At 50.1% G+C, this 17,448-nt stretch carries 23 protein-coding genes and 1 pseudogene; 10 read left to right on the forward strand and 14 right to left on the reverse strand.

The genetic code is table 11. The annotated features are described in order from the left end of the window. From KNP72_RS07380 to KNP72_RS15965, 9 genes are all read right to left on the reverse strand, one after another. Positions 1–981 (reverse strand): Gfo/Idh/MocA family protein, encoded by a 981-nt coding sequence (locus KNP72_RS07380; RefSeq protein ID WP_214832685.1) that lies wholly within the window; start codon positions 979–981, stop codon positions 1–3. A 19-nt stretch (positions 982–1,000) separates the two neighbouring features. Further along, positions 1,001–1,477, reverse strand: a complete 477-nt coding sequence (locus KNP72_RS07385) for a GNAT family N-acetyltransferase (protein WP_214832687.1) — start codon at positions 1,475–1,477, stop codon at positions 1,001–1,003. 6 nt (positions 1,478–1,483) lie between these two features. Further along, positions 1,484–1,966: an SRPBCC family protein gene (locus KNP72_RS07390; RefSeq protein ID WP_214832689.1), complete on the reverse strand. Its 483-nt coding sequence runs from the start codon at positions 1,964–1,966 to the stop codon at positions 1,484–1,486. Positions 1,967–1,978: 12 nt separating this feature from the next. Continuing rightward, on the reverse strand, positions 1,979–2,773 hold the full coding sequence (locus tag KNP72_RS07395) for a hypothetical protein (RefSeq protein WP_214719620.1): 795 nt from the start codon (positions 2,771–2,773) through the stop codon (positions 1,979–1,981). Positions 2,774–3,366: 593 nt separating this feature from the next. Continuing rightward, positions 3,367–4,152, reverse strand: a complete 786-nt coding sequence (locus KNP72_RS07400) for a hypothetical protein (RefSeq protein ID WP_214719621.1) — start codon at positions 4,150–4,152, stop codon at positions 3,367–3,369. Positions 4,153–4,162: 10 nt separating this feature from the next. Beyond that, positions 4,163–4,312 carry a hypothetical protein gene (locus KNP72_RS07405; RefSeq protein WP_214719622.1) on the reverse strand — a complete coding sequence of 50 codons (150 nt, stop codon included), beginning with the start codon at positions 4,310–4,312 and terminating at the stop codon, positions 4,163–4,165. Between the two features lie 151 nt (positions 4,313–4,463). Next, complete coding sequence (locus KNP72_RS07410) at positions 4,464–5,150, reverse strand: hypothetical protein (RefSeq protein WP_214719623.1); 687 nt, start codon at positions 5,148–5,150, stop codon at positions 4,464–4,466. Positions 5,151–5,242: 92 nt separating this feature from the next. Then, positions 5,243–5,677, reverse strand: coding sequence for a hypothetical protein (locus KNP72_RS07415; RefSeq protein ID WP_214719624.1), 435 nt, complete (start codon positions 5,675–5,677; stop codon positions 5,243–5,245). A gap of 47 nt (positions 5,678–5,724) precedes the next feature. Then, a complete protein-coding gene (locus KNP72_RS15965; protein WP_285800943.1) occupies positions 5,725–5,850 on the reverse strand; it encodes a hypothetical protein in 126 nt (41 codons plus the stop codon). 123 nt (positions 5,851–5,973) lie between these two features. Between KNP72_RS15965 and KNP72_RS07420 the strand changes: the two genes are divergently transcribed. Together KNP72_RS07420 and KNP72_RS07425 are read left to right on the forward strand one after the other, a co-directional pair. After that, entirely contained in the window at positions 5,974–6,423 is a 450-nt protein-coding gene (locus KNP72_RS07420) for a hypothetical protein (RefSeq protein WP_214832691.1), read from the forward strand. 195 nt (positions 6,424–6,618) lie between these two features. Further along, on the forward strand, positions 6,619–7,020 hold the full coding sequence (locus KNP72_RS07425) for a group-specific protein (protein WP_214719626.1): 402 nt from the start codon (positions 6,619–6,621) through the stop codon (positions 7,018–7,020). A 39-nt stretch (positions 7,021–7,059) separates the two neighbouring features. On the opposite strand, the pseudogene KNP72_RS16025 reads toward KNP72_RS07425, so the two are convergent. Continuing rightward, positions 7,060–7,881, reverse strand: a pseudogene (locus tag KNP72_RS16025) (helix-turn-helix domain-containing protein); the annotation flags it as partial. 53 nt (positions 7,882–7,934) lie between these two features. Here KNP72_RS16025 and KNP72_RS07430 point away from each other — a divergent pair. From KNP72_RS07430 to KNP72_RS07450, 6 genes are all read left to right on the forward strand, one after another. Beyond that, entirely contained in the window at positions 7,935–9,101 is a 1,167-nt protein-coding gene (locus tag KNP72_RS07430; RefSeq protein ID WP_214719627.1) for an MFS transporter, read from the forward strand. A gap of 100 nt (positions 9,102–9,201) precedes the next feature. Then, a complete protein-coding gene (locus KNP72_RS07435) occupies positions 9,202–10,425 on the forward strand; it encodes an MFS transporter (protein ID WP_214719628.1) in 1,224 nt (407 codons plus the stop codon). 149 nt (positions 10,426–10,574) lie between these two features. Further along, positions 10,575–10,829, forward strand: a complete 255-nt coding sequence (locus tag KNP72_RS15875) for a hypothetical protein (protein WP_251128927.1) — start codon at positions 10,575–10,577, stop codon at positions 10,827–10,829. A 23-nt stretch (positions 10,830–10,852) separates the two neighbouring features. After that, on the forward strand, positions 10,853–11,203 hold the full coding sequence (locus tag KNP72_RS15880) for a hypothetical protein (protein WP_251128928.1): 351 nt from the start codon (positions 10,853–10,855) through the stop codon (positions 11,201–11,203). Between the two features lie 206 nt (positions 11,204–11,409). Then, positions 11,410–12,147, forward strand: coding sequence for a UMP kinase (pyrH, locus tag KNP72_RS07445; protein ID WP_214719629.1), 738 nt, complete (start codon positions 11,410–11,412; stop codon positions 12,145–12,147). A gap of 214 nt (positions 12,148–12,361) precedes the next feature. Then, positions 12,362–13,198, forward strand: a complete 837-nt coding sequence (locus KNP72_RS07450) for a GGDEF domain-containing protein (protein WP_214719630.1) — start codon at positions 12,362–12,364, stop codon at positions 13,196–13,198. Here the strand turns inward: KNP72_RS07450 and KNP72_RS07455 are convergent. From KNP72_RS07455 to KNP72_RS07470, 4 genes are all read right to left on the reverse strand, one after another. Then, complete coding sequence (locus KNP72_RS07455) at positions 13,191–14,213, reverse strand: serine hydrolase domain-containing protein (protein ID WP_214719631.1); 1,023 nt, start codon at positions 14,211–14,213, stop codon at positions 13,191–13,193. The two genes, KNP72_RS07450 and KNP72_RS07455, sit on opposite strands and share 8 nt — an antisense overlap. A 28-nt stretch (positions 14,214–14,241) precedes the next feature. Next, on the reverse strand, positions 14,242–14,937 hold the full coding sequence (locus KNP72_RS07460; protein ID WP_214832693.1) for an HAD family hydrolase: 696 nt from the start codon (positions 14,935–14,937) through the stop codon (positions 14,242–14,244). Then, the gene (locus KNP72_RS07465; RefSeq protein ID WP_251128929.1) at positions 14,928–15,560 is read right to left on the reverse strand and encodes a hypothetical protein; all 633 of its coding nucleotides are present in this window, start codon (positions 15,558–15,560) and stop codon (positions 14,928–14,930) included. Before KNP72_RS07465 ends, KNP72_RS07460 begins: the two co-directional genes overlap by 10 nt. A gap of 75 nt (positions 15,561–15,635) precedes the next feature. Next, the gene (locus KNP72_RS07470; protein WP_214719634.1) at positions 15,636–16,154 is read right to left on the reverse strand and encodes a Rossmann-fold NAD(P)-binding domain-containing protein; all 519 of its coding nucleotides are present in this window, start codon (positions 16,152–16,154) and stop codon (positions 15,636–15,638) included. Between the two features lie 92 nt (positions 16,155–16,246). Between KNP72_RS07470 and KNP72_RS07475 the strand changes: the two genes are divergently transcribed. After that, positions 16,247–16,693, forward strand: coding sequence for a GNAT family N-acetyltransferase (locus KNP72_RS07475; RefSeq protein ID WP_251128930.1), 447 nt, complete (start codon positions 16,247–16,249; stop codon positions 16,691–16,693). Between the two features lie 140 nt (positions 16,694–16,833). Further along, positions 16,834–17,250 carry an NAD(+)--rifampin ADP-ribosyltransferase gene (gene arr / locus KNP72_RS07480; RefSeq protein ID WP_214719635.1) on the forward strand — a complete coding sequence of 139 codons (417 nt, stop codon included), beginning with the start codon at positions 16,834–16,836 and terminating at the stop codon, positions 17,248–17,250. The last annotated feature ends 198 nt before the right edge of the window (positions 17,251–17,448 follow it).

Raw genomic sequence — 17,448 nt, forward strand, 5'->3', positions numbered from 1 at the left:
TTATGCGTCAGCCGGGTACCGCACGTCGATGCGCTGCCGGATATCGGTCATGACGTCCGCGAGTGTGAGCATATCGGCAAACGAATGGACCTCGGTCTCCCGCTCCCCTGCTTCAATCATGTTTACGAACGTCTGAATCTCATACGTCATATGGCTTTCCTGTTCTAAACCGAGTTCGACGGTCGCCCCGTCTCGGCCAACGAATGTCAAGCGGTCGAGCGAACCGATATCGTCAATCACGATGCGCCCCGCTTCCCCAATGATTTCGGATGGGGCGTCCGTGCCATGGATTTTCGAGTGGAGCACGATGATGTCCATGCCGTCATACGACAAGATGGCCGAACCACTGCCGTCGACACCTGACTCGAGCTTGACGGCGTTGGCATGTAAGCCTCTCGGTCGTCCAAAAAGTTTCAAAGCCGGACCGAGGCAATAGACGCCGAGGTCCATCAGTGAACCGTTCGAGAAGGCAGGATTAAACGTATTCGGGTTGTCCCCACGCTTATACAAGTCGTAGCGTGACGAGTATTGCGACTTGTTCAAGATGACACGCCGGACCGGTCCGACGCGATGGAGTTCTTGACGCAACACATCGAAGTTCGGCATGAATAGATTGCGGAGCGCTTCGAGCAAGACGACGTCCTGTTCGCGCGCCGTCTCAAGCATCTGTCTCACTTCCTCGACGTTCGAAGCGAACGGCTTCTCACAGAGGACGTGCTTGCCGTGACGCATGAACAGCAGGCTCTGCTCGGCGTGGAGCGAGTTCGGGCTCGCGATATAGACCGCATCAATCAACTCACTGGACGCCATCTCCTCGAGTGAGGTGAACGTATGTGGAATATCAAATTCTTCGGCGAACGTTTTCGCACGCTCGTCTGTCCGGGAATAGACGGCGGACACGGATGCGCCTTCGACCTCATGGGTCGCTTCAATGAAAGAACGGGTGATAAAGTTTGTGCCGATGATACCGAATCGAATCATAGGAAAATCCCTCTTTTCTTTAGGTTGTGATGATTTTGCTAAGGACGATTTCGTCATGGAGCGGGATGCCGTGCTCACCGATAACGGGAATCGACGGTTTATGTAGCCTGGCCGCATCGACCGCACCCGGGATGATCCGTGCGAGGCGCCAGCCTCGGCGTTGGTAAAAGGAGAGCGCACGCAGGTTGTCGTTCGTCGTGATGAGCGACAGCCGTGCGAGCTGATGTTGCTTGGCCACTCGCTCGACTTGATCGAGGAGCGCCGAGCCGATGCCACGCTTCTCCTGGAGACTGTCGAGCGAGATGATCTCAATCTCGTCTTCCCGAATGACATACGTGAAGAGGCCGATGATGACGTTTGTTTCCGACCAGACGAACCCGTCAAGCGTGGCGCAGTCATACTTACCGGTCGAGATGACCATCTCAGGTGAGCCCCAGGCATCGATAAAGAATGCACGGACCGCGTCACGCGTCGAAGAGGTAATCGGTTCAATCATCGCAAATCACTCCGCCTCTCGGGCAGGTGACGGTTTTGGCGCACTCGCCTCGGTGTAGATGCGGAACTGTTTGAACTGTTCATCATAAATCAGGCGAATCGCCCAGCGAAACGCTTTTACATATAGGGTATACAGCCATGAGGACGGTGCGAGTGTGATGCGAATCGTAACGTCCGTCCCGTCTGCTGTCTCGTTTAACGTATATGTCGCCGTCGACACTCCTTGATTCGTCATCGCCTGCACCTCGCACTTATATGGACGATTGACATGGGTCAACTCGGATTCGACCCGAATCTCTTTCTTCTCGAACTGTTGGACCGAGATGAACCTTTTTCCCGTCACGAGTGAGGCGTCACCATCCTCGTAGATGTTCTCGATCAAATGGTCGTTCCATTTGATGATATGTTCGTCTTCTGCGAGACAAGCGAACGTATGGTCAATCGGTGCGTCGATTGTCATTGTATATGTAGCCACTTCAAGTTGTTTCACATCAAATCCTCCTTAAGAAATCCTTTTCGGATAACGGATATACTGTCGTTGTCCCTCGATAATTGCTTTATTTTTATTGATTAAATGGTCATAATTCAACTTAACCATTTGGTCAAAATCATTGGCCTCGAGCACGTCTAAGGCCTCCATGTTTTTTTGCATATTTTCTTTTCCGACAGCAATCCCTTTTATGAATTTCTTTTCTTCTCGAGACAGGCTGGACCATTCTTTCGTATTTTCGAGAAACGCCGCGAACGCTTGAATGTCTTCACCCTGACTCGTTAAAATCTTCAACGTTTGATATTGATAGATGTCTGCTAGCACGGCGAATTCTTTCATCTTAGACAAATCTGTGTCCGTAATGTGCTTTCGGATTAATACGTCATCGTTATAATACGCCGTATAGTCCTGAAGCATCTGATTAAACGTTTGTTGAATCTCCCAAAAGTGAGCAAACGCGTCTCTCCCTTGTTGAACCTGCGGGCTCGCGTTCATAATCGGAATGTCTAACGGTTTCGTGTAATAAGAGATCGGAATGTTTGCGCGGTCCGTCGCCATACGCGATAGGTTGCCGCTTAAATCGGCAAAATAAGACAGGTTCGGCTGCGCAATCAGTACTTCGTCCACGTTCTCTTCCCCGATTGTGAAGTAGGCGGTTGCCACCGATTGATTGTTTCTCGTAAAACCCGCCATGTAATATGGCGTTCCATTTACCATCCAAAAGACTGGATTGACAAACACGCCTTCGGTCCATTTCGTTTGTTTCTTCGCCTTTTTCATAAGTAACTTCGTTGTTTGATCCCACATCGTTGAATCTCCCCTTTTAAGTCATGTGGATGTTCCATTCTTCGTCCCCTAAGAGAAACGAACGTTAACGTTTATGTAGCCAATTCGAGTTGTTGCGACTCAGTTTTCCTTCATCGGTATAGTATCCCATTTTCTTTTCATAGAAACATATTTTGGACTTCGTTCAAGACTAACCGAGGTGGCAGACTGTTGCATGGTTTAGATTAAGATAAGCTCTACTTCAAAACAGACATACTGCTATACCCCTTCGATGAAGCCGCTTCGTTTTTAAAGATTGTATGTAGATTAATTTATCGATATAATCGCGTTCTTTTGAAACTAGCTTTATCATGTTCATCGTTCTATTTCTTTATTAAATTGACATTAATGCGGTATTTGAAATAATATAAAGGATCATTATTAGTTTATGTACTAACATGAGTATACTGAATTTACAAAAAAGAGGGAATTGATTCCGACAAGTTGATTCCAAGATAATCACATTTCTATCGTCCAAACGGGTGAGAATGTAAACATCAGGTCCCCGACACGAGCAATCAACGGGTTGAACGGAGTAATTTTTTCACTGATTCGACGACTATCCATACTTATCATCACTCGTCGACAATCTGAATGCCGCACACTTCATCATCACCAATCCGAATAAAGTGGAACGTCTCGCGTTCTCCTAACCCTCTAGCGATTCCTGAACACTCGGCCACAACATGAGGACGTTTCCGCTCACCAAACGGCCAGCGGTACATCATTCCGTCTTTCACGAAGTAACTCACCTGTCCTTGAATCGTCAGCGCCGAACTGTCGTGAAGAAGCTTCGGTGTCTTATATTTATTGAGTTGACCAGTCACATCGATATGAATCAAGTCATACCAAATCGACGGACAGAGCCAGACCCCGGTCCGATCCGCTTGCAATAGCTCACAGTCGACGATAGTCGGTGGACGGAGAAAATCAGAATGATAACGGCGTAACACTTTCCCTGTCCGCGAGAAACAAACGAGTGCCTCAGTAGAGATGCCTTCCCCGAACACCCCCTCGTCGACATAACCGATCCAAATTCCCGTGTCGTTGACAGCGACCGACCCAATGGCATTGCCCGCGTGGAACGCGTGGATAACGTTACCTTGCTCATTGATCACCCAGGCGTTGACGGACGTCTCCTCTAGCGTCACATCGACGACGAGAAACGTTTTAGAATCCAAGAGTCGGATAAACAGCGAACTCAAATGAAACGGCAGTCGCAGCGTCCGATCGTTCCAATAGACGATGGGCATTTCCTCATCCACGAGAACAATCAGCTCATCACCTGATAGATCGGCATCCACTATTCTTGATCCTTTTGTTTGAAACAACGTCTCGACACGCATTTCCATTCGTTTCATCTCTCCTGACCTAACGTAGTTGTTGCGTCTTCCGCCTCATGAGCAAGCGGTCAATCCCTATACCAACCACCGCCCAAAAGATGATGGTCACCCCATATTTGAACCACATCGGGATATTGGACGGATGCGTGAACATCTCGACGAACCAATGCGTCTCCATCACCCAGAACGGCGGACTTGTCAGAAAGAAGAGAATCGATTTGTCATCTGACCCGCTTCAGTTATAGAGACAAATCAGTAGCGCAAAAAGTGTTATCCAAAATGTGAAAGACTTGATTCGCGCCATCTCTTAATCCCCTGTCCTGATTCATCTATTCGACTGAATCCGTCTTCTCATACTGTTCGAGCGTCATGCAGAATCGGGCAACCTGTTCTGGTGTCACGGGATCTGCCATTCCATAGCGCTCGTCCAAATACGGTTTGAAATCGATGTCCGTTAATCCGATGCGATGCGCCCATTCCAATACCGTCTCCGTCGACATCCATTTCTTCGCCGGCGGCAACGCCTGATTGAATGCGATGAGGGCGTCCCGAATCGTCACACCGGTCCAAGCTGGTTCCTCGACACTTGCCATCGAGCTCGAGACTGAATAACGCAAAGACGGTCGTGACGTGAACGAAGCTGTTTCTTTAGCACGTTTACGATATTTAAGGCGATATTTTGCGGTAAAAATCAGTCCACCAAGCAATACACAAGCTAAAAACAGCAACCAATAGAAGAGACCATCGCCTCGATCAATGACGGTCGTCACGGAATCAATCGTATAATCCAAATAGTCCAATTTCAGACGAGACAGTTCTTCTTCATTCGGATTTCTCATCGCCCCTTCAAACATTGCGTTCGAATACCCCGATGCTTCAGGTGTCGGTCGCAACTTCAATCCTGATGTCGGAGCACGGTACCACCATTCCATCAACAGGTTGATGAGACGCAGTCCGATGAAGACTGCTCCTACCGTCAATACTGCGGTTAATCCAAGTCGACTCATCCAACGCATCTCATCGCCTCCTCTATGACTGATTTCCCTTTCATTGTATCATCGAACGTTAAATTTGGAATAATCATCCAATAACAACTTCGATTATCAGTTCACTGTAAATGCAACTTAGCCACCTGACTTGAAGGTCTTAACTTTAGAATCTCGATCGCTAAGTCGTTCGCTTCCGCATCCGTCATTAATTTGTCGGGAATTGCATTGAAAAAGAGCAAGTATTCCTTCAAATCTATGCGTCTAGTATCAAGTTCGACAGCACGTTTCGCATGTTCGTAGGCTCGTTCGTAGGCATGAGGATGGTGACAGAACGGTTGGCTCATAAGAAGCGACGCAGCCTCTTCCAACTCAGCGGTCTGTTCAACTTGAATTAGATAGCATACGATTTCATAGACCGCCAAATTATCCGTATCAAACGCAACTTCAAGAAAGGTATCTAACACCACTTCGTGTACTAGCGATTTCACTAGACGTTGAATGGTCGCTTGGTCGTTTGAGAGGATCGCCTTGTGTAATTGTTGTTTCAGACTCATTTGAACAATTGCCCCTTCCTAAATAATCGTCAAAGCTCTGTTCTAACCTACTGTACTTCCTCGAACCGCTCGCGCTCGTTGATGAATACGAAGCGAGGCAATCCTTCTACACCCTCGAGTTTGATTTCGACTTCGTCCGTCGACATTAGTGCCTTCAATTCGTCTTTTGTCATTGTTGATCCACCTTTCTTTTTGGTCTGACTTCCCCTATTCATCTTGACATACTATCCCTTTAGTGTAAAATTACACTTGTAAGTAAATGTAAATATAACCCTTATGAAGAAAGCGGTGACCTAATGGGCAATCCAAAGAAATGCCTCATCATCTTGTCATCTGTCTATGTACTCGCGTTCATCGTGAACCTGATTCCATCCATTATGTTTCCCGATGCGACGATGTTGCCGATTCATGCGGTCACATCCGGCTTACTACTCGTTTGCATGATCGGGACGTGTTTATTGCGGAATCGAGTCGCCAAATGGTTGATCATGGCCATCTTGTTTGCCAGTGTGACCGTGTTCACCTTGATCAGTTTCGAGTCGTACGTGTATGACATCGTGCTGTTAGACGCCTTGTTCGCGATTCAGTATCCGCTCTACATCCTGTTCGTGACACCACTGTTCGGGTTTAACTACTTTCTAAATGCCAATCCGGAATACGTCGCGCTACTCGTCTTTTTTATCGCGATTTTGTTGCTCGTCATCCATGAACTCGCGGTGACACGATTCGACCGAGTCAAACTATGAGGGAACGTCGTGTGACGCATCGTTTTCAAGCGATTACGATTAGTGGCACGAGCCTCATCATGTACATCGTGTACCTTTTGTTCTCTCCAAATTGGATTGGGATTGGGTTCGTGCGAACACTCGAAACAATTATGTTATGGTGAGGTTTCGCCTTCAATCTGAATCAAACGACATGACATACTTAGGAGGACTGACATGCACTTCTATATCGGCTCCCGCTTTGCGAACATCGAACAGGTCAGAGCGTTGCGCAATCACCTCATCAACGACGGTCACACATATACATACGACTGGACGAGGAACGACCGTGCCACAACAATTGAAGACTTGCGAGCCATCGGCACGAGTGAGTTCGAGGCGATCAAAGCGTCGGACTTTGTCGTTATCTTGCTGCCTGCCGGCCAAAGCAGTCACATCGAGCTCGGCATCGCCCTCGGCGCGGACGTGCCGCTATTCATCTATGACCCAGCAAATCGTTTCGACGATTTCGAGACGACGAGCACGTTTTACCATTTGCCGCACGTCATCCAGTTGACGGGACCGCTCAAGGACGTGCCTCAGGCCATTACAGCCCACTTCGCAGACACAACCCGTTAAGTCGTCTCGACCCGATGCCCCCTTGTTCTCCCGGAACCGTGCCGGCTTGCAGCCGACCCAGTCGGCGAAATGCTTGTTCGGCTGGGCCGGGCTGCTGAACCCGACGGCGATGCTCACCTCGAGCAAATTCAAATTTGAATAGCGCAACAAATGTTTCGCTTTTTGGAGCCGCATTCGGGTGATGTATTGTGATGGGGTGTATCCGGTCAACGCGTTAAAGTTGCGGATGAACTGATATTTGCTCTGGTTCGCCAACCGGCTCAATTCTTCGATACGGATGACCGATGCAATATTCTCTTCGATATACGTAAAGACGGCGTCATATGACTCATCTTCGCTGAACGTAGCATGTTCCGCGACATACGTCTTGAGGAACGAATAGACATCGTCTTCCAGACTTGCTCGTCCGTCCTCGATGAAATCGCGCGTCCACATACCGAGATGGCGCTTCAACGTCTCCGGTACAATCGTCGACAGCTCTTGAAACATGACCGGTGCATCGTCTCCGCTCGACCGATGCCACCAACGGTCGAAGTCATGCTTATCGAAGTCGAATGTCACGAAGGTGGCCTGTTCACTCGTGACGAAACACTGGTACAGTACCTTTGGTTCACTTAATATCGCCTCTCCGTCTTGTAATCGAAATTCACGCGATTCGAGACGAACCCCGATTTTCCCCACGAGCGTCACGGTCAATCGATGCCTATCCGTCTCGATCACATCCTCTTGCCACCCACTTCGTTCCTTCCTGACATGAATCCTCGCATTCGACAACTCCATCTTTAACTGCATGATGACCCTCCTATTATTGCGGTCCAATTGCGCAATTCTCGATACGACGCGAACCGCCACACCTTCCATAATCGAGGTAGACCAATCACAGGTCGATAATTCGATGAAAGTCAGGTGACCCTATGTTCCACTCGTTACATCCCAATTTAAAAATCCGCATCAGCATCAACTTCATTCAAAAATTGACGCAGACGGCCATCTTTCCATTCATGACGATCTACTTTGCCCAACAGTTCGGCGTGACGCTTGCCGGCGTCTTGATTGTAACGACGACCGTGCTGTCCTTCATAGGCAGTCTGTATGGCGGCGCTTGGGCTGACCGCTACGGCCGCAAACGAGTGCTCGTTTCTGGCGAACGCCTCGGCTTCTTGAGCCTCGGCGGTATGGCAATCTGCAACTCCACGTTTTTGAGCGACCCGACACTGACGTTCGTCTTCTTTTTGATGAACAATATTGTCAACGGCATCGTCACACCGGCGAACGAGGCGATTTTGATTGATGACAGTACGACGGACAATCGGAAGTTCTTGTACGCGCTCAGTTACTGGACGCTCAACATTTCCATCGTTGTCGGCAGTATCGTCGGGGGGTTCCTGTTTCAAGCGCATCTATTCGACCTCTTGATAGGCGCTGCGCTGGCTTCACTCGCTTGCATGCTGATGATCCGGATGCGACTGAACGATACATATCGACCGAAGCCGAGCACGACCCCACTTTCTTGGCGCGGGCTCTGTCACGGATACGCAATCGTGTTTCGCGACCGATTGTTCACAATCTATCTGATTGCCGGCGTGTTAACGTTGTCGCTCGAGCTGCAGCTGACCCATTATCTCGCGATTCATTTCGTAGACACGTTCACGACGCCACAGTCGCTATTCGGCGTCTCGTTAGACGGGACGATGCTGCTCGGCGTATTGCGGAGTGAGAACACGGTGCTCGTGCTCCTGTTCAGTTTTCTCGTCTTGAAATGGACGAAGCCTTTCAACGAGCGCTCGGTCTTATATACCGGGGTCGTCCTGTTCAGTGGCGGCTTCGCGTTGCTCCTCGTCAGCGGCTCCGTCGTGGTGATGCTGATCGGCACGCTCGTGTTCACACTCGGGGAGTTGTTGTACGTCCCGATTCACCAGGCGTTGCTCATCGGCGCCGTGAGCGTCTCGTTGTATGGATTGATTCCGCCGCTCCTGATGGCGGTTGTCTATATTACGTTCGGGGCGACGGCCATCTGGCTCTATCAAAAAGTATATCGCAGCCTCTTTGTCCAATCTATGGAAAGTGAGCAAGTCGGATAATCAAATCCATAAAATTTTGAAATCATTTGGATTTTTCTGGTGTATCAATCATTTTTGTGACATACTGTTCAAAATCTACTTTTGAACGGGGACGTTGGATATGCGTACTTGGAAACAACCTTTACTTTTACTTGCTGGTGTCGGTATCTCGAACCTCGGCGCCTGGGTGTACTTCATCGCCCTCAACTTGATTGTCCTTGAGATGACGCAATCACCGTTCGCTGTGTCGGTCCTCTACATCCTCGTCCCGCTCGCGGCACTATGCGCGAACGTTTGGTCAGGCTCGGTCATCGACCGCACCGATACGCGCCGCTTGATGATGTGGCTGGATGCGCTCCGCGCTATTGTCGTCTTCAGTCTCGCCTTCATCGACTCACTCGCGCTCATTTATGTGCTCGTGTTTGTCTTGAATGTCGCGAGCTCCGTCTTCGAATCGGCCTCCCTCGTCTATATGACGAAGCTCGTCCCGAGCGGTGACCGGCAACGGTTCAACGCGCTCAAAAACTTCGTCCAATCGGCCGGGTTCATCTTAGGCCCGGCTATCGCGGGATTGTTGTTCATGATCGGCACACCGACGTTAGCCATCCAGTTGAACGCGTTGGCGTTGCTCGCGTCCGTCGGGATTCTCTCACTTCTACCGACATTGTTCACCGGTAGCGACGAGGTCGAGGTATTAAGCCTGCGTATGATTATCGAGGACTGGAAGTCGGTCGTCCGATTCGCGTCGACCATGCGTTACGTGACACTCGTCTATGGTCTATTCTGCGTCATGACGATTTTCATGTCGGGGCTCGACTCACTCGAGGCGTCGTTCGCGACGCAAGTGCTTGGCTTCTCCGAGAGCCGCTACGGCTTTCTCGTCAGTGTCGCCGGAGCCGGGATTATCACCGGTTCCATCATCAACGCGACGTTCAGTGCCCGGCTGACGTTACCATTCCTAATCAGCTTCGGTGCCATCCTAACGCCTGTCGGCTATCTCGTCTTCGCTTTCTCCGAGTCATTCGTGCTTGCAGCAGTCGGGTTCTTTTTGCTCACATTCGCCTTGTCGTTCGCGAACACCGGCTTCTTGTCGTTCTATCAAAACAACGTCCCGACCGACCTGATGGGCCGCTTCTCCGGGGTGATCAACGTAGCGGAGTCCGTCTTGATTATCGAGTTAACGTTCGGCATCGGTCTCCTCGCTGAATATGTCGGGATTCGCTCGACATATGTCGCCTTCTCGCTCGCCTTCTTACTCGTCGGCTTGGTCACGGTTCGGGTAGTGCTTGAACGTTCGAAACGAGGGAGGTTTGAGATGGATTCGATGGAATCGAATGTTTCGTGAAAAGTTGATGAATATCGAGTCTGTAAATTGGAATGTATTATCGTCATTTGTGGTCTGGATTCCGCTCATTTTTACACTCATCTAAAAATGACAATCGGGTTGTGGAACTGTGTAATATCGACAACTTCGGTTCTAAAGGAGAGAAATTTATGTTATTTCATTATCATATGTGGACACCATTTGTTGAAGAAACAGAAAGGTTTTATAAACAGCTCGGTTTTCAAGTAACGCAACGCATTGGAAAACATGACGGAGACTTCACAGCGTTTAATCCTCCGCTTGACTGGGACGATTTCCGACATCAACACATCCTTTTCCGTATCATCGAGATGAAAAAAGCACAATCAACATCACATTTGGTTACGGAAAAAAAGTTATCTTTGATCATATCGGTTTTCTGTTAACTGAAGCGGACAAGGTGAAGACGTTGCAACGAGCAGAACAATTAGGCTTGACAGTTCAGGAAAATGAGCGCCGTGCTTTCATTCAGACGCCCTACGGATTTCGAATTGAATTGCAGACGCATCTAGATGCGATTCAATCAAACTCGGGCGAGCAGATTCTCCATCTTCGAATTGATACACCAAAAATGGGCCTTGAAGTGTTTTTACATGAGTTAATTAATCGACCGGTCCTTGAAGTTACGGCATCTCAAGCAAAGCGCGCAGTTTTGACACACGTTACGATTTCAAGTGAGCACGTTCTACAGTTGCAAGATCCTAATGGCATTGAAATCTGCACTGTGAATCCTATGTCAAACCAATTGAAGGACAGATGAATGACCAAAATTTTTTTGAAGCTGATGATGAAGATAATTGACTACCACCACTCCCATGAACTGAACTATACCTATTGACACGTCTAATTGATAAAGTCTAGTTTATTTTTGTTTAGTAGTGACGGTAAAAAACAGATAATTGATTGCTAATTAATTGAAAAACCTATATAGTTTTAGAGATTTGGAATCCGAAAGGGAGTGTAGCGTTGAACAATTATCAAAACGTGCTCATCAAATTAAGCGGGGCGGCCATCGCCGGCGAAGACAACTCAAATTTCGACGCACACAACCTCAATCAAATTGCAGATGAAATCCTGTCATTGATCGACATGGGAATCAACGTCTCCCTGATGATCGGCGGAGGGAACATCTTCCGAGGCAACATGGCCGACGCATGGGGCATCGATCGCGTCGAGGCCGACAACATCGGCACGCTCGGTACCGTCATCAACAGCTTAATGCTGCGTGGTGTACTCAAGAGCAAGACCGACCGCGAAGTTCGGGTCATGACGGCCATGCCGATTCCGAGTATGGCCGAGCCGTACATCCGACTGAAGGCGCTCACCCATCTTACCAAAGGGTATGTCCTCATCTTCGCAGGCGGTAACGGTCAGCCGTTCGTCTCGACCGACTATCCGGCTGTTCAACGCGCGGTCGAGATGCACTGCGATGCCCTGTTCGTCGCCAAGAACGGAATCTCCGGCGTCTATACGGACGATCCGAATCAATCGAACACGGCGAGACAATATACGTCGCTCCACTATAACGATGTGTTGCGCCATGACTTGAAGGTAATGGATCAGTCAGCGCTGCTCCTCGCGCGGGACAATCATCTCCCGGTACATGTGTTCGACTTTGAAGAGATGGGCGCGATGAAGCGCATCTGTTCGGGCGAATCTCTCGGCACGTTGATTCACGACGGCCAGACCAACTTAGCGCCATAACTGACGACACCACCGGCACAGATGTCGGTGGTGTCGTTTACTTGATTCACTCGAAGAACGCACTCGCCCCGATTCGAAAAATGAGCTCGTCGTTTTCCATCGATGTTCTATAATGAAGGTGACGGACATCTTTGATTGGTTATTCCCCACATATAGCGGGTAATTGAGGAGGTGGCTCATGGCGAGCCGATTCGAAACAAATGGAGGGATGAACATGAAGCAATGGACCAATGACTCGATTTATTTGTTCGGGCTCATCGCTTGTATGGTTGTCGGCACGATGGCGTACACCGTCCTTTTGCTTGAGAGTAACACCGGGCTTCTCGGCTACTTGATTTTACCCGCCATCGTCTTATCTTCCCTCATCTTCGGGATGCGTGTCGGGCTGACCCTGTCTGTCACGCTCCTCCTCTTTTTATTCATCTATTTCCGATGGTTCGCGTCCATCTATGAAGCAGGAAACGTTCAGTTTTTCAACGGCAGAGGCATCAGTTTTACAGTTCTGCTACTCGTCATGTCCATTTTGTCCGGCCTCGTCCATCAACTCGTGAAGAACGTGCAGCTATCACGGCTCGAGTTAGAGGAACGGGCACGACAGCTCGTGGCCGTCGACCCTGAGACGTGGCTCGATAACGCCGAACGGTTTCGGATGGACTTGACTGCAGAGCGCGATCGCCTCATTCGCCACGGTGACGCCTTCACGGTGTCGTTCATTCAGATTCCTGAGTTGAGACAGTTCGAGGAACGGTTTGGACGGACCGAGTATGAATGGTTCTTGAATTACTTCAGCGACGAGCTCCACCTGGCCACGAGACGAACAGATCATAAATACCGCATCGCCCTAGACACGTTCGCCATCATCTATCCACATACGTCCCTAGAGGCCACCCGCGTCGTCCATGACCGGATTCGTCCGTTACTCGAACAGTACGAGCTCCAAAGCGGTGAACACGTGTCGTTGAAGCATGAGGATACGTTTTATGATGTGAATCGAGAAAATAGCAACACGGTCGTCGACGAAATCATTGCGAACATGTCCGCAATCAGTTGAATGTCGCGCGATATATATCCCCAATCAGACCATCCATTTGGTGCACCCCTAACTCTGCATTCGTCATGATGATCATTGCTTTGCCTATGTACGGGTATGCCACGAGCATGCTTTGAAAACCAATCCCCCAGCCGAGCGAGGACAGTTCGCGCAGCTCCTGTTCCCCATCCAAAAAGACGCCGAGTCCGACGAAAGGGTTTAAAGACGAAGCAGACAGCATGTCTTTTACCGCTCGAGGAGACAGTTCGCGACCGTTCCCTTTCACCGCATCCATCAGTTCGATGACAACGCGCGTCAAATCCTCAGTCGTCGTCCAGAGCCCGGCCGCCGCTGGATACGGATAGTGCGGGATGATGGGGGCGACGGAATGACCGTGCTTGTCGTGTCCGCTCGAAAACGCCACACCTTCCACCTCGAAGTCATATCCACTCGCATGCATACGGAGCGGGATGAACAGTTCGTCACGGATCACATTCGCAAACGGACGCTCCATGACGTCCTCAATCAATAGTTGAATCAGACAGAACCCGGCGTCCGAATAGTGAAACGCTTGGCCCGGCTCACCCGTCACATGAACCGGTCCGTCGTGATACAGCGTGTCTCCGTTCAACAAAGCGGTCATCGAAGGTCGTCCGAAGGTGACATCAAGCTCTCCGAAACTGTCCGTCGCATCGACAATTCCGGACTCATGACGCAATACTTGACGCAACGTCACCTCGCTACGTTTTGAGGCAACATCTGTGAGTTGCCACGAGACGAGCCGGTCATTCACGGGGACATCTAACGCTAACCGTCCTGTTTCAACCAACTTCAGAACGAGGACACCGGTCAAAAACTTGCTCATCGAACAGGCATTGAAGCGCGTGTCCGCCGTCACCGGTCGACCGTTCCCCGCCGATACCGTACCGAACTGTTTGGATTCCGTCAGTTGCCCATGTTCAAGCCAGGCGATACTACAACCCGGAACGCGATGATGTTTCATCCGCTCCTCGATATATGCTACATCAAGCGGCATAACGCACCTTCCTCTCCTAACGATAGATTCATCGCATCATGATCAATTCGGACAAATCATCAATCGATTCATCGGCGTCTGCTTCGGACTCCGCCCAGCGGTCATTCCGTTTCCAAACCGTCCGCATGCCGACTCGCTTGGCGGCTTGGATGTCATGGAGCGCATGGTCCCCGACATACATAGCAGTTCCTGCTGTAACGTCTAATCGTTCGAGCGCCCGTTGAAACAGCGCGGGGTCTGGTTTTTTCATGCCTTCCCATTCAGAGACGAGCACACAATCGAAATAATCGCGGATGCCTAGACCATGGATCGACTTCATTTGGAGTTCGCCAAACCCGTTCGTGATGATGCCGAGCCGAAGCCCACGCGCTTTCAAGGCGCTTAGCATCGGTTTTAGATTCGGGAACGCGACGCAGAAATGCTGAAACTGGTTCACATAGTCATCGAGCAGTTCTTGTCGAGTGATTCCGCTAATCTCAAACTCCTGAATCAACTGGTCATACACCGCGTCTTTCCATCGATAGCCGTGCTGGTCGAGTTCGATGAAGCGCGTGACATAATCTCGTTCTTCGATGCCGGTCAGATGTCCCTTCAGTCTTGCATACTGGTCATGGATGAACCGACGCACGGATTCATCCCGGTTCAGCAGCGTGCCATCCAAATCAAAGAGCACGGCTTTCAACGCAGACACACCGGTCGTTTGAATCGTTTGAGTCAGTGACATGGGAGCGAATCTTCAAGCACGACGACGGTCTTCGCTTCCGTATCGACAATCCGCGTACGCGTATCGTTTTTCGAGAGGAATACGGGTTCACCCGTCTTATCAAAGCAATACGCCATCGGAATCGAAAATCCACAGTTTCGGTACGACCTGTCGGCGTGGCTCGTCCCGAGAATGATGAAGCGTTGTTGCATCGCGATTTTCTTCGCTTCGTCAGACCAGTCCGCATATTGCTCTTCGCTGAACATGCCGACGCCGATTGGATTGAAGATGAGTTGGATGTCTTCTTCCGATTTGAGTCCGTCCAGCCCCATGAAAATTTCTCGGCAGAGCACATACCCGTATCGGTGACCGTCGTCCTCGATGGTTGACGGCATGAACAGCGGCATCGTTTCCGGTGTCTTGGCACGGTCCAACAACGTCTCCCCTCGCTTGTTGATGATGAGGGCGCGGTCCACGTTCTGCTCGTTCCGATAGCCCATCACGACAGATTTCTGGAATCGCTTCGCAAGCTGTTTGACCTCGTCCAGATGTGTGACCTGACAATAACCCTCTGGATACAGAATCAAGTCGACCGTAGGGTTCGCCTTAATATCTTGAATGAATTGTTCTAGGTGTTGCTCCATTTGGGGTTGACCGATCAGAATCCTCATTTGTACCGCACATCCTTCTCTCATTTGTTTTGTTTAGAATCAATCGTCTCACTTCGAAGTAAACCCGACTGAATAAAGAGGTTTCTTCTCTTGAACTGCCTCGACCACGCCTCCGGCAATCTCTTCATGCGTCAACCAACGGCGCTCCCCCTTCTCGACCTGATAGCCGAGTTGCACTTGGTGATAACGGACGTCTTCAGGGATTGTCAGACCGTTTCTCACATCGCTTGAGTTGGAGCGGCTCCCGAGAACATGGAACACGTCCGTGCCCCCGCGCAGTACTGACAACACACACGGCAAGGCGTCAGCTGCGTCAGAATGAATCCAGGCAACGACCAGGTCGAAATCTCCATGAATCGCCATCGAACGTCGCAGTGCCTCCTTCAGACGCAAGTCGTCCCGATAGTCGACCAATACGGCAAACAGCCGACCCGGCGATTGCTCGGTCAATCGACTCATGTTCTCGGCATCCCGTCCGATGATGGACACGTGATACCCAACCTCTGCCAACCAAAGGACCGTCCCCGCCAGCATCCCGCTGCCGCCAATCACTAACGCATGTTTCACGATCTATCTGTCCCTTCTGTCCGTTTATAAGTAAGGAAAGGAATCCTGACTGACGAGAGCGAAATCTACATACAATATCCCCTCAAGGAGGCATGATTCCCATTCCATCGACCATCTATTCCATCAAACCAATCGAGTCGTCACGCGAACTCGATGACTCGTTCCTTGTCATGAACCAACTGCGCACCGACCTGACGCTCGAGGCCTATCGCGAGCTCGTCGCCGCTATGCGACCGCAAGGCTATGAACTGTATGCGTTATACGCCGACGATACCATCGTCTCACTCGCGGGGATCGAGGTACGTGTCAATCTCTATCTCGAGAAGCACGTCTTCATTTACGACCTCGTGACGTGCGCGAACCATCGCTCGAACGGATACGGCGAGATGTTGCTTCACTTCGTCCACGAATACGCCCGCGACCTTGGTGCCAAATACATCGCCCTCGAGTCAGGACTCGCTCGAACCGAGGCGCACCGTTTTTATACAGATAAGATGGACTACGCCATCACGAGTTATTCGTTCCGTAAACAACTTTGATTTCTATGTAACGAAAAAGGAAGAGCCGAACGCTCTTCCCGTCTTTATTATATCGTGATTTACGAGCCAAAAACAGACTGTCTTCTCCTAAATTCATCCACTATACTGTGAAGACAACCTGACTGAAGGAGAGATGAAGCATGACTGATGACATGAGACCGCTCGACCCCGGCCCGTTTTTCCACGGCACAAAAGCCGAACTGAAGCTGGGGGATTTGCTTGAACCGAAGCGACGCTCGAACTATCAAGACAAGCAGTCGAACTACATCTATTTCACGGCCTCCCTCGACGCCGCCAAATGGGGTGCCGAACTGGCGAGCGGTGAGGCTCGTGAGCGTATCTATCTCGTCGAACCGATGGGTGACTTCGAGAACGACCCGAACTTGACGGACAAACGCTTCCCTGGCAACCCGACCCGGTCGTACCGGTCGAAAGCCCCGCTCAAAGTCGTGGCCGAGCTCAGTGCGTGGGAACGCCACCCGGACGATGTAATCGCGCATATGCTGGCCTCACTTGAGAACCTGCGGCAAGCCGGAGAAAATGTGATTGACGACTGACACGAAGGAGAAGCACCTTGAAGAAATCCCACAACAAACGCAAGTATCTCTTGATGTCTATCGAAGCGACTGATTGGCTCTACGTCTCGACAGCAAGAAGATTAGCACCAGACTGGCTATCGCTGAGATTGCAATCTTAAGCTGAAATCCATTCGTCAATCCTTCAATCACATATCCCTTTAGTTTTTGGGACAGACT

Origin of the sequence: Exiguobacterium sp. s152, from assembly GCF_018618335.1 — a bacterium.
GTDB lineage: Bacteria > Bacillota > Bacilli > Exiguobacteriales > Exiguobacteriaceae > Exiguobacterium > Exiguobacterium chiriqhucha.

What these genes read in the sequence shown, in the direction of transcription:
- KNP72_RS07380 (WP_214832685.1), bottom strand. Translation starts at nt 981, where the DNA reads ATGATTCGATTCGGTATCATCGGCACAAACTTTATCACCCGTTCTTTC.
- KNP72_RS07385 (WP_214832687.1), bottom strand. Translation starts at nt 1,477, where the DNA reads ATGATTGAACCGATTACCTCTTCGACGCGTGACGCGGTCCGTGCATTC.
- KNP72_RS07395 (WP_214719620.1), bottom strand. Translation starts at nt 2,773, where the DNA reads ATGTGGGATCAAACAACGAAGTTACTTATGAAAAAGGCGAAGAAACAA.
- KNP72_RS07400 (WP_214719621.1), bottom strand. Translation starts at nt 4,152, where the DNA reads ATGAAACGAATGGAAATGCGTGTCGAGACGTTGTTTCAAACAAAAGGA.
- KNP72_RS07405 (WP_214719622.1), bottom strand. Translation starts at nt 4,312, where the DNA reads ATGGAGACGCATTGGTTCGTCGAGATGTTCACGCATCCGTCCAATATC.
- KNP72_RS07410 (WP_214719623.1), bottom strand. Translation starts at nt 5,150, where the DNA reads ATGCGTTGGATGAGTCGACTTGGATTAACCGCAGTATTGACGGTAGGA.
- KNP72_RS07415 (WP_214719624.1), bottom strand. Translation starts at nt 5,677, where the DNA reads ATGAGTCTGAAACAACAATTACACAAGGCGATCCTCTCAAACGACCAA.
- KNP72_RS15965 (WP_285800943.1), bottom strand. Translation starts at nt 5,850, where the DNA reads ATGACAAAAGACGAATTGAAGGCACTAATGTCGACGGACGAAGTCGAA.
- KNP72_RS07420 (WP_214832691.1), top strand. Translation starts at nt 5,974, where the DNA reads ATGGGCAATCCAAAGAAATGCCTCATCATCTTGTCATCTGTCTATGTA.
- KNP72_RS07425 (WP_214719626.1), top strand. Translation starts at nt 6,619, where the DNA reads ATGCACTTCTATATCGGCTCCCGCTTTGCGAACATCGAACAGGTCAGA.
- KNP72_RS07430 (WP_214719627.1), top strand. Translation starts at nt 7,935, where the DNA reads ATGTTCCACTCGTTACATCCCAATTTAAAAATCCGCATCAGCATCAAC.
- KNP72_RS07435 (WP_214719628.1), top strand. Translation starts at nt 9,202, where the DNA reads ATGCGTACTTGGAAACAACCTTTACTTTTACTTGCTGGTGTCGGTATC.
- KNP72_RS15875 (WP_251128927.1), top strand. Translation starts at nt 10,575, where the DNA reads ATGTTATTTCATTATCATATGTGGACACCATTTGTTGAAGAAACAGAA.
- KNP72_RS07450 (WP_214719630.1), top strand. Translation starts at nt 12,362, where the DNA reads ATGAAGCAATGGACCAATGACTCGATTTATTTGTTCGGGCTCATCGCT.
- KNP72_RS07455 (WP_214719631.1), bottom strand. Translation starts at nt 14,213, where the DNA reads ATGCCGCTTGATGTAGCATATATCGAGGAGCGGATGAAACATCATCGC.
- KNP72_RS07460 (WP_214832693.1), bottom strand. Translation starts at nt 14,937, where the DNA reads ATGTCACTGACTCAAACGATTCAAACGACCGGTGTGTCTGCGTTGAAA.
- KNP72_RS07465 (WP_251128929.1), bottom strand. Translation starts at nt 15,560, where the DNA reads ATGGAGCAACACCTAGAACAATTCATTCAAGATATTAAGGCGAACCCT.
- KNP72_RS07475 (WP_251128930.1), top strand. Translation starts at nt 16,247, where the DNA reads ATGATTCCCATTCCATCGACCATCTATTCCATCAAACCAATCGAGTCG.
- arr (WP_214719635.1), top strand. Translation starts at nt 16,834, where the DNA reads ATGACTGATGACATGAGACCGCTCGACCCCGGCCCGTTTTTCCACGGC.